Annotated in this window: 8 protein-coding genes; 6 read left to right on the forward strand and 2 right to left on the reverse strand. The window is 57.4% G+C overall.

Going from position 1 to position 11358, the window contains the following annotated elements:
- The first annotated feature begins 575 nt into the window (after nt 1-575).
- From J6497_RS36940 to J6497_RS36955, 4 genes are all read left to right on the forward strand, one after another.
- Nucleotides 576-1328 carry an enoyl-CoA hydratase/isomerase family protein gene (locus tag J6497_RS36940; protein WP_225709110.1) on the forward strand — a complete coding sequence of 251 codons (753 nt, stop codon included), beginning with the start codon at nt 576-578 and terminating at the stop codon, nt 1326-1328.
- A 188-nt stretch (nt 1329-1516) separates the two neighbouring features.
- Nucleotides 1517-2626 carry a glutamate 5-kinase gene (proB, locus tag J6497_RS36945; protein WP_225709117.1) on the forward strand — a complete coding sequence of 370 codons (1110 nt, stop codon included), beginning with the start codon at nt 1517-1519 and terminating at the stop codon, nt 2624-2626.
- A gap of 1295 nt (nt 2627-3921) precedes the next feature.
- A complete protein-coding gene (gene tnpB, locus J6497_RS36950; RefSeq protein ID WP_225709118.1) occupies nt 3922-4080 on the forward strand; it encodes an IS66 family insertion sequence element accessory protein TnpB in 159 nt (52 codons plus the stop codon).
- A 99-nt stretch (nt 4081-4179) separates the two neighbouring features.
- Nucleotides 4180-4467 (forward strand): hypothetical protein, encoded by a 288-nt coding sequence (locus J6497_RS36955; protein WP_225709111.1) that lies wholly within the window; start codon nt 4180-4182, stop codon nt 4465-4467.
- A 67-nt stretch (nt 4468-4534) separates the two neighbouring features.
- Here the strand turns inward: J6497_RS36955 and J6497_RS36960 are convergent, their stop codons facing one another.
- Both J6497_RS36960 and J6497_RS36965 read right to left on the reverse strand, forming a co-directional pair.
- Complete coding sequence (locus J6497_RS36960; protein WP_225709112.1) at nt 4535-5518, reverse strand: 2-hydroxyacid dehydrogenase; 984 nt, start codon at nt 5516-5518, stop codon at nt 4535-4537.
- Between the two features lie 434 nt (nt 5519-5952).
- Nucleotides 5953-7155, reverse strand: coding sequence for an aminotransferase-like domain-containing protein (locus tag J6497_RS36965; protein WP_225709113.1), 1203 nt, complete (start codon nt 7153-7155; stop codon nt 5953-5955).
- 902 nt (nt 7156-8057) lie between these two features.
- Between J6497_RS36965 and J6497_RS36970 the strand changes: the two genes are divergently transcribed.
- Together J6497_RS36970 and J6497_RS36975 are read left to right on the forward strand one after the other, a co-directional pair.
- The gene (locus J6497_RS36970) at nt 8058-9278 is read left to right on the forward strand and encodes a radical SAM protein (protein ID WP_225709114.1); all 1221 of its coding nucleotides are present in this window, start codon (nt 8058-8060) and stop codon (nt 9276-9278) included.
- A 155-nt stretch (nt 9279-9433) separates the two neighbouring features.
- Nucleotides 9434-10816, forward strand: coding sequence for a Gfo/Idh/MocA family oxidoreductase (locus J6497_RS36975; RefSeq protein WP_225709115.1), 1383 nt, complete (start codon nt 9434-9436; stop codon nt 10814-10816).
- The last annotated feature ends 542 nt before the right edge of the window (nt 10817-11358 follow it).

Consider the following 11358-nt stretch of genomic DNA (forward strand, 5'->3'; position numbering starts at 1 on the left):
GCGCTTGCCCGGAGCAAGTCTCCCAGGCCGTGCGGCGACGAGTATCCATCGGTCCATCCAAACTCCCACAGGATCGGCGAGAGGCTGACACAACCGTGAGATATCTTCTCGCCAAAGGCTTTCCTTATTGACCATCGGCGCACAACGACACGACGCTGTTACTTCTTTTACTTCTTTCGAGACCAACATCTCAATCCGAAACATCCTTCCTCCGATTCTCACCGATACCGCATTGGCCCCCTTCGCGTTCCGAAGAGGGGTAGCATGGTCAGCCTTTTTGAAATCAGGGACTTGAGCCCCGGATCGCGAAGCCCCTTCCTGACGAGGATTTGCTCCTCATTCGATTCGATCGTGCCGCCCGAAACGTATACACCCATTGTGAGAATAAGCAACGCAAAGAAGACAATCATAGCAAGAATTTCATCTTGCCTTGGCTGGAAAGATTGATAAGACTTAGCCTTCGAGAAGAGTGGCTGTGTCCAGAATGAGGTGAGTAGAAGGACGCGGCAGGAGTTTGACCTGTATAAGCCGTTCCGGCCTAAGCGAGAGCTTCCTACAACTCACGGGAGATGCGCATGACAGCACTGAATGTTTACACAAAGGATGCCGTCCTTGTGGCGCAGTTCAATCGTGAAAAGCCCGTAAACCCGCTGAACCGGGAGCTTGAGCGGAGCATCGTCGAGACTTGTCAATTGGCCGAGGATGAATCCACGGTGAAGGCGATGGTTCTTACTGGCGGAGTGCACCGCTCCTTCTGCGTCGGTGACGATTTCAACGAAGCAAGCGAAATAAAAGCGGTGGTGGACGTTGAGGAGTTCATAGATCACATAATAGAGCTTTACGTTGCGATTCTGGGCGTAACAAAACCTACCGTCGCGGGAATTGACGGATATGCCATAGGCGCGGGGCTCGACATGGCGCTTTGCTGCGATTGGCGTGTAGGGACGCCAACAACGAAAGCGCTAGGCTGGGAACTCAAGCATGGTCTAGCTTGCCCAATCGGCGCGTACATGCTGGAGAGAACGCTTGGGCGCGCGGCGATGTCGGACATTATCTTCGGCTGTGAGGTTGTGCCGATTGGATGGGCCGCCGAACACAAACTTTATAATGAGATTGCTCAGGCGAAGGATGTCGTAGAGAAGGCGATTTCGCGAGCTGCGGTCCTTGGCTCCTATCCCGACGTCACTTATCGGCGAACGAAGGAGTCTGTGAACCGTTCCTTCATTGCTGGGCTACGCGAGTTGGCGCCCATCGCCAAGAATATTAACTTGGCGGGATTCCTTAGTAGCTCCGCTCAGGCCCATTTTGCACGAGTTCTGCGACGATAATGGTCGGAATTCGACCAAGCTATTGGGAAGTGCAACGGCCATGACCGTGCCGGCTGTCACTTGATCTGAGCAGTACAGGGCGAACTATGACCGGCGAGGACCTTACGCAATCTGCTCCGGTAACCCAATTTGAAGCCTGGAGAAGGAGGCCAGGAACTGAGCCGGATGCGTTCCATCCAGTTCCACGAATGCTTGCTTCGGCGCGGCGCATCGTTGTGAAGGTTGGCTCGGCTCTCATCGTAGACCAAGCTACCGGCACAATCAGAGAGCGATGGCTTGAGATGCTGGTCGAAGACATAGCACGGCTCCAGGGGCGCGGCCAGGATGTAGCCGTGGTTTCCTCCGGCGCCGTTGCTATCGGACGACATGCTCTTGATCTGCACCACGGAATGCTGGCGAAGAAAGACCGGCGGGCCGCTGCTGCGGTCGGGCAAATGAACCTTACAAGAACTCATAGGGAACTATTCGCGCGACATCGCCTGACCACGGCACAGGTTCTACTTACTCTGGAAGATACGACCGAAAGGCAGCGCATGCTAAACGTCCGCGCAACGTTGACCAGGCTTCTGACATTTCGAACCATCCCCGTGCTCAACGAAAACGACGCGGTTGCGACGAACGCACCGAGCTTCGGCGACAATGATCATCTTGCCGCCCGCGTTGCAAAGTTGGTTGGAAGCGACACTTTGGTGCTCTTGTCAAACGTGGCTGGTCTTTACTCGGCGGATCCGCATGAATCGCCCAGTGCCGTTTTCATAAGAGAGGTGCACGAGCTTACACCGGAAATTGAACGGATGGCCGGGGGAGCCCGGTCGGATCACAGTTCTGGTGGCATGGTAACCAAGCTCGCTGCCGCGCGGTTGGCACTTGCCTCCGGATTCACCATGATCATTGCAGATGGCCGTAATTCGCATCCCCTCTCAGCTATTGACGCCGGTGAGCCATGTACTTGGTTTCATCCCTCTACTGCAGCACGCATGGCGCGAAAAACATGGATCGGGGGCACATTGAAACCAGCTGGCATTCTGGTCGTTAACAATTCTGCAGCGATGCAGATGCGACTAGGCAGGGGCCTTTGCGTCGAGGGCGTGATATCATTCGATGGAGACTTTGCTCGCGGTGATGCCGTTGTCATGCGAGATGTGCACGGCAACGAAGTTGCTCGAGGTCTTTCGATCTATTCCAGCATAGAGCTGCGCTGCATCGATCGGCGGTCCGGGCCAGAGACTGGATGCCCGTTAGCTTGCTGTGAGCTTGACCAGATCGTTCATAGCGACGACTTGGCACTTACCGAATGAGCTGCTGTCCGATTAGATTAGTCCAGTTGCCTGCCTACAGCCGAATAAGATTCTGCTTCGTCGAGTCCGGGTAACAACAGATGGTTTGGCAAAATAAAGGCGTCAATCTGGTATCAAAAGCTAGAACCGCTGTTGGAGGATTGAAAGGTGTGACAAACTCATTTGAGTTAGAGAATCAACGCGGGCTCCCGACGAACGGCGTGCTCTCGAAACGAGGTTCGCGGGTCGCTCAATTGATCGACCACGAAATCACTTGCGGCTTCGCCCCACCGCAGTGATGATCGGGATTCACCTGCGCTTCAAGTCATTGCACCAAGCGAGGCGGTCGCCTTCAGCGGGACGCGTCGGTTGGCGTACTACTCTAATTGTTGAGCGATATGGGCGATCGTGGCGCTCAAGAGGACCGCGGATGTCTCAAGATTCAGCTCCGCTGTCTGCGCCTCCGCATAGCGGAGCAAGTCTAGAATGCTCAGAAGTTGCTTCTGCCGTTTTCCATTGATTGCACATTGATCGTCGCTCGCGGCAGAGTCCCTGTTGGCACTTCGGGCGTTGTGCCGACGCGACAACTCGCGAGCTGTCGCTCGAGCAGGCACTTTGAAAAAGACAGGAGGGGTGCGGTTCATCATGTTGTAGCTGTGAGGGGCTTGAGGTGACGCTTTACTTGCAAAACGGTCGCCCGAATCAGTTGTCATTAAGCTTCTCGACATGACCATTCCTTACACGTGCCATCGACGAGTTCGCATCTCCGTTTCCCTGACCGTTTTGAAATGCAATCGCGGGGAGATCATCCCGGTGGTGAAGAATAGAGCAAGAATGAAGGGAGCCGGCACTCCCATTTGTGGTAGGAAAAAGATCGCCCTCGCTCGGCCTCACCAAGACGCAGTGCGCGTCAGTGCAGAGATCGTGCTGGAGTAGCCCCGCACACCGCGCCGGTAGAGCAGGCTCGGAGGCCTCCATGCCCATGTCAGCTGGAACAGGAGGGAGTTGGGGGTCGTTCTCTTTTGCATCGATAGGAGGCCTCGTGCAAGTTTGTGCGATGATCAGGACGGGAATGCCGTGCTTGCCGTAAGCGCCAGGTCCGGGATCGATGCCCGGCGTGAGTGAACTAAGCTTGTTGAGATCGCTAATTGCGAGGTCCGCGCCCTGGTAATGTGACCTTGGGCCAGAAGCAGATGCAGGCCAGGGCAGGCGAGGCGACGCAGAGATCGGCGTCAGTCAGGCGCTGCAGCGCTGCAGCGCGTTCTTGAGCTCCTGCGACGACAAGGATCCCCAACCCAATCGGCGTCAGGATTTGGATCGCCACTGGCCACACGGACATGCGCCGCGGCAGGCAAAGGCTGGCGCTTACGGTTCAGGAAAACCTGATGCGCGATCCGCATGCGGGTGATCTGTACATCTTCCAGGGCCGCCGCGGCGATCTGGTCAAGCTCCTGTGGCATGACGGGATCGGCTGATCGGCTTGTCGCCGCGGGAAGTCCATCTGGGCCCTCGGCCCTGGCTAGCGCGGTATCGATCTCATTGGCGCAGATGACCTATATACTTGAGGAGATCTATTGGAGAAATCCACAACTAACCTGACGACTAGAGCGCGGGCTGAGCAAAGAAATCTGCGGCTGCTAACATTTTGGGAAGTCCCAACTCATCCAGTCTATGATTTACTGTGTCGAATGGATGCTTGTCGCGACGCGATTCCGGATGACGTTGCCGCCCTGAAAGAGGTGCTGGTTGTCGAGCGCGAAGGCTTTGGAGATAGCGGCCGAATATGTGGCGTCAACAATACCCATCATCTTATCACCGTCATCCGCTACCTTCTGCGCAACATGATCTACGACTCAACATAGTCATCACTATATGTTGCTCAGCATAGTAGCGGATGCATACCTCTTCTGAAGGGTCCTGCGTTAATGTCTAGTAGCCGTGCGTGCGGTCAATGGCATGCGGTGGCCGGCGGCCGGCGCGGATGGCCTCGGCGGTCGTAACAAGCGTGGTTGCGACTGCGCGTACGCTGACGTCGCTTGCATCATGCGGCGTAATGGTGATTTTGGGATGCTCCCAGAACGGATGAGTCGCCGGCAATGGCTCGGTTGCGAACACGTCGAGCGCCGCGCCCGCCAGCTGGCCGTTTTCAAGAGCCGCGAGCAAGTCCGCTTCCACCAGGTGTTCACCGCGGCCGATCTGGACCAGGTAGCCGCCGCGTTGCATTTTGGCGAACACTTGCGCGTCGAGGATGCCGCGGGTCTCGGGCGTGAGCGGCAGGACATTGACCAGCACCTCGGTCTTGTTGAGCATCACGGCAAGTCCCGCGGGCCCATAATAGCTCCGTGCCGTACTAGACGTCGCCTTGGGGGTCCGGCTCCAACACGTGACGGAAAACCCGAGGTATGTGAGATCGGCGACTACTTTGCGCCCGATCTCGCCGTGGCCGAGAATGCCGACCAGCACGCTGTCGGCGCGGCGCTGCGGACGGGGCAGCCAGACACGATCGCGCTGTTGCGCGCGATACCTCGCAAAGCCGCGCTGATGGCCGATCACGTGCCAAGCGACAAAGCCCGACATCATCCGCGCCTGTCCAGGATCGACGACACGGACCACATCGGTGTCAGGTTTGAGACTCGAACAACCAACAATGTTGTCGACGCCGGCACCGATGGAACACACCGCCTGCAGATTGGGGTAACGGGAAAATGCATCATCCGCCGGATGCCAAGCCATCGCGAGGCGAGCATCAGGGTCACCATCTTCATCCTGATCGATGAGTTCAACCTGATCGGCGATGTTCGAAATCTCCGCGCCGAGATAGTGGCGCAAATCCAGGCGGCTCGAAACGAGCACGCACCGTAGCCGTCCCTCCCTCTTCAGCGGGCCCGGTGGCGTATTCTCGATTGCAGTCATGAAGATCCTCCGAAGTCTATCGCCGGACACGTCGGCCGGCGGAGCACGAAATGCAAATCGTTTGCCGCCGCATGCGCTACGCCTCGTCGACGTAAGCCTTAGAGAAGACAGGAAACCGCTCTGCGATCCTTGCAATTGCCATGTCGGGAATCTGACATGCGTCGCAAAGCAAACAGGCGGGACGCGCATTATCAATTATCAAGCATGCCCGCTCGCATGCGACCCCAAAAAAGCTCGAGGATAAGGCCCCCACGGTCCTTTGAGTGACGCGCTCAGGCTCGGCGCGGCACGCGGCGTCATGGGGGCTAGCGGGCGGCGAGGACGCGACGGGGCATGTCCTTCCACGGCTTCAGATCGTTTGATCACGCGGCAGCGCATTTCTGCCGGACCTGCTCCAATCCAGCGTCCAACCCGTAAAATCACGTGCAGAGGTACTAAACGGAAAATCTAGCTATGTGACCGTTTAAATCCTCGAACTTCGGAATAGGTGAATGACTATGGGTGTAGAGTTTAGCATGCAAGTCATCCAATCGCGCTAGCCCCTGCTCAATTCCAAATAAGGGGAGATAGCTAAAACACAGCCGTACATGATCGCCACTTCGTGGCCCATAATGACGACCGTGTATAAGGTGTACATCGTGCTCGCGGCGCGCGGCTTCAATGAAAGTATCGACGTCAATACCGGCGGAGAGCCGTACCCAGAACGAGAACCCACCGCTTGGGACGATATATTCTGGTTCGCAAATGCGGCTATACTGCAATAGTGTGTGCATGGTATCTCGTTTGGCGCGATAATGCTGGCGCAAGCGACCAATGTGCCTATCAAGAGCGCCGGATTGCAGCAAGCCCAAGACGATGTTGCTGACAATGGGGCTTACGCCGCCGTCGCATTTAAGCCGTGCAAGCCTGCTGATGATATTTGGTTCTGCAAGAACCCAACCTACTCGCAATCCCGGTCCGGCAATCTTGGAAACACTATGGACATTAATCACGTTGCCGCCCGGTGCTAGCCAATCAACTACCTCATTATAGGGTAGCTCCGCATAGACGAGGTCCTGGACCAACGGCAGGCCGTGCTGCGCCAGCAGCGCAGCGAGCCGCGCCATATGGATGCGCGACACCTCGCGCCCAGTCGGGTTGTGAAATGCTGGGGTCGTGTAGAAAAGCTTCACGCGCGAGTTACTACGCAATGTTGCTTCGAGTTCGTTCAGATCGACACCTTCTCCGCTCATACCGAGCTGAACGACCGTGGCACCCATTACTGAAAAAGTGCGGAGCGCGCCTAAGTAGGACGGATCCTCGGTCAGCACGACATCGCCCGGATCGATCCAGGCTTCGATAAGCAATTGTATAGCCTGCGAAGCACCTCCAGTAACCATAACGTGATCATGTCGCACACCGTAACGCAGCGCGAGCTTGGTAACCAGCTCGGGCAAACCCGCTGCATCTGTGTACTGCGCCAGATCGGCGGCGGCGACGCCGGTATTTTGATCAAATGCATCCGGCCAAGGAAGTTCTGCAAACATTGCTGGATCGGGCAGCCCATAGCCGAAATTGATGGCATGCTTCGTACCTGAGTAATTGAAGGGTGCAAAAACCTGAGCTACGGAGCCGCGCTTGGAAGCATGCAATTTCATCATCTTCTCATTCAGAGTTTGATATGGCCAACCTGCTCGGAGCGAAAGCGCTCATTGTACGCTGGGCGGAAGTTCGGAGGTATCGCCGCACCGAAATAGGGGAAGTCCACACTTGACCGGTACTCACCCCCGATGACCTCGCCGAGCAGAACAACTTGATGCGTAAGCACTGCATCATCCAGCGGCCCGTCGGCTCCGCCGGCCTTAGCAGATTGCGTTGCGCGCTCAGCTCTCTCACGGTCATAGCATTCACCGACAGTGCTGCAATTACGATGCCAAGGCTCGTACTTTTGCGGGTCGTCCTCGAGCACCACCACAATAGACCCCAGTACACTCGCAATAGTAGAATATTCTTATCTCAGAAACTACCGCGTGCCCATGCCTTCTTAAGGTCGTTCTTTTGCAAGCGTGTGAAGGCGAGCGTTCTCAAGGTGTAGAGGGCGAAGCGGCCGGCGGGGCCAATCTGGAGGCGTTAGGCCCCATTTGCTTTGAAAAGTTCGCACCCGACAAGCGCCTGCCCGTGAAGCCGGACAAGCATGAGCGGTGTCGCCGTGGAAGGTCCGTCGTTTCGCGGCGACTCTCTGATCGTTGTTCGAAACGGAAATTGCCAGCGATACAGGTTTAACTATATTGCGTCGCTCTTTGGTGCACCGGAGTTGGCTGCCGCGTGGTCGAATCAGAGAAAGAGCCAGAGGGCTAAGTGTTGCATCTCTGAAGACCGAGTAGGTATTTCCCCTTTCGTTAATCGGCGTTCTTACAGATGCAATCGAGAAATTGAGTTCAGCAGGATGCGCCTTGGTCGGCGCGGACGAATGGTGCGCATCGTCTGCGGTATGGGGGTAATGAAAGCCCGTCCGCAGCCAGCCATGCCGCAGTGATCACCCCGACGTGGGCCGGGCGGTGTGTCGGCGATTCGTGAATCGGCTTGGCGCGCGGGGCGTGGCGCGTTCTTCTGTCTGAAAGCAAACGCGCCTGACGTCGAGAACCCGCTAAGCTGTTTGGAGCGCGACATTGTGCCCGAAAAACCGCCGCGTTCCGCTGCGATCGCACTGGCACAAATCCTGCTGCGCCCTCGGGCACAAACTCAGGAGGACGCCATGGCATCCGACAGCCCGCTTCCTATTATCTTCGACCACATGAGAATCAGTATCTCTTTTTACTGCAATCTTCATTGCGATCACTGCTATGTTCCCGAAGAGTATCGAGATCAATACAAGAGACTTTTGGAGCCATCGCAGTTATCCGTCGAGGAGATAACAAATTTCCTCGACCTTCTCGTCGACGAACATTCTCTGAGAAAGGTCACGGTAACTGGTGGTGAGCCGCTTCTCAAAATCGTATTTCCGCGCTCCGCAGCCTTGATGGCCTACGCAAACAAACGAGGCCTTCACGTCCAGTTGAATACAGGGGGTCTCGGCCAGGTTCCAATTCCTGATGTCGTCTCGATTTTCGACGAGCGCGAGAAGTTAGTTTTCCAATTCAGCTTCGACGGTGCAAATAAGGATACCGTGGACCGTTTCCGCCGCAAGCCGGGCGTTTACGAATCTGCACTCCGTCAGATGCACGAGGCAGTCAATCGCGGGGCGTTGGTGCAGGCGAGGATGACCGCCAACCGGCACAACATCGGTGAGGCGCTGGACGCCTACCGGCTATTGTCGTCGATCGGCGTCGACTCCTTCAAGATCAGACCGATGTTCGCCGCAGGTGTCGCCATCGACAACGAGGATGCGCTTTTGGGCTCAGCTGAGGAGATTAGAGAGCTGCAGGAAGCCCTAATCGCTATGGCTGCGCAAACCTCGACACGCCTCGAGCTGCCGCCGCCGATTTTTGTTGACACGACGGAGCCGCGGCCGAACGTTAAATACATCGAATGTAACTGTGGTGTCGCCTCGGGCTACCTTTCTACAAACGGCGACCTCTATCCCTGCGTCTACGTGGTCGGCGATCCCGACAGCCACGAATTCCTCGTTGGCAACATCCGCTCGGCGGGATTCGACCTAGAGACTGCTTGGCGAACCTCTCCGGCTCTCAAGAAGTACCGGGCGAACAGCGGCTGCGCTCAATGCCCTACCCAGGTAGCTCTCCTGAAGAATGTCGAGAACCGTGCGCTTGCCTGCGCATGAGGCGGCGATGCATGAACCGAATCCTTCTCCATATCGCCAGTTCGCGATGCTGGAGGAGGCGGCGTCCCGCCTTGTCGGAACCCGCCGGGTCGACCCCGTGTGTCCTGATCGTATCCGAGTTCTGATCAAGGCAGAAGGAGAGAGTATCAGAAGACATGAGAGAGGATCTCATCCTCGTCGGGCTTGGTCCCCATGCCCGGGCGAAGTACATTCCTCTGATCGAGGACGCGATCGCGAGCGGCCGAGCATCGGACTTCTATGTCGTCGAGCTCGAGAGCGCGCGACGCGATGTGGATGCCTTCTTTCAAACCCGCGCATGCAAGCCGACGAGCATCTCTTGGGTACCCGATCTCCGGCGACAGGCAATCTGGTATTCCAGCCATGGGGAGGAAGTCATTAAGGCCGTGGCAAGGCGAGGGACAAAAGTAATCGTCTCGACCGAACCGAAGGCCCATCTAGGCTACCTTCGCGCGGCTCTCGGACTTGGCCTTGATTGCCTGGTCGACAAGCCTGTCATTCTTCCCATGGGGTCGAATGGACGCCCTGCAGCAAACCGTCTGGTTGGTGCAGTGGGGGAGCTCAAGGATATCTGCAATCGGACTGGCGCTCGTTGCGTCGTAATGGCGCCGCGCCGCTACAACGCAGTCTACGAACTGATTGGACGGTATGCGCGCCGTATCTCCCGTAATCTCCGCACGCCGGTCACCTATATTGGTATCGAGCATCACGAGGGGGTGTGGAACACGGAGGAGGAGATCCTCTCCCGGGAAGACCATCCGTACCGGTATGGCTACGGAATGCTTTGCCATTCCGGCTATCACTACGTCGACATTCTCTCCAGCCTCCTGGCTCACAATGAGGAGAACTTCGGGCGCCTGACGGTCGAGCTGGATGTCCACCGGGCGACCGCCGCCGACCAGGTCAGGCAGATCGGTCCGGATCCAGTGCGCAGGCTGCGCGGCCCCGCGCCAGTCCCTGGACTCTTTCCCGCTCCACCGTTCTGGGGTGAGACGGACCTCGTCTCGGCCGGAGCCGCACGCCGTCGTGGGAGCTTTGAGACCGTCTGCCTCTTCCGGCTCGACCTTCTGCAGACCAGCGTATCGCTGCGCAACTGGCGGCAATTGCCAACCGATGTCTACAACAAGAATGGGCGGTACCCGTCCGAGACCATTCGGCTGAATATCGGTCCCTTCGCTGCGATCGAGGCTAGAATCCTGAAGCGCCCGCACTCGGACACGGAAGGTCGTTCGCAATCCACCAGGGAGGCGCACATCACGGTTTGGCGGAATGCCGGCTTCCTCGACCGCGCAGCCTTGCGGGAGAGGTTCTATCCTGCACGGGACACACTTGGCCGAAACGCCGATCTGGGCGCTGGCCGCAGACGACTATTTGACGATTGGCTGGCCGGGCGCAGCGGCAAAAGCTCCCTAGAATCGCACGTCCGGACTATCTCGCTTTTCGCTAGCTATCTGGCGGCGGTCACGACGGATCGAGGTGAAGCTACGGCATCAATCGCTGGCGACAAGGTTCCGGCATGAATTCGTCGCGTCAACTTCGGCGCTCTAGGCTTGTGGCTTGCGACGTGGACGGCGATAGGGCTGGGGGACTGGATTTGCGAAACTGTAGGGAAGCGTCGTACCCGCTCGTGTCATCGACCGATGCGGCGCGGGTTGCGCTCTTCGTGGATGGAGACACTGGTTTCGGTGAATTCAACAACGCTTGACGCCTCGCTCGTCAGATCGAGATGGTCGGAGCCGGCGACATAATGTCGAACAGAAAAGGCTGCGGATTCCAATGATCGCGCGCAGGTATTCCAATCTGATGCCGCGCAGCGTTCCGATCTGATCGCGCGCAGGTGAAGTACCCGATCGTTAAAGGCAAATTGGCACTATCGTTAGCCCGTGGTCAAGCGGCTGCCGAAGAGATCGCGCCTGGTGTTTGATGGTGTTGCTCGACGGAGCGAAGCTGACCGGACGCGCACCCCCAACAGTGCCGTAGCGGCCGGTCAGCTTCGCGGGCTGCGGTCTCGGTCTTCATCGGCCGACGATGTGATCAAGGCCGAGGAAGAACGGGCTGGCGA

Origin of the sequence: Bradyrhizobium cenepequi, assembly GCF_020329485.1 — a bacterium.
Lineage (GTDB): Bacteria > Pseudomonadota > Alphaproteobacteria > Rhizobiales > Xanthobacteraceae > Bradyrhizobium > Bradyrhizobium cenepequi.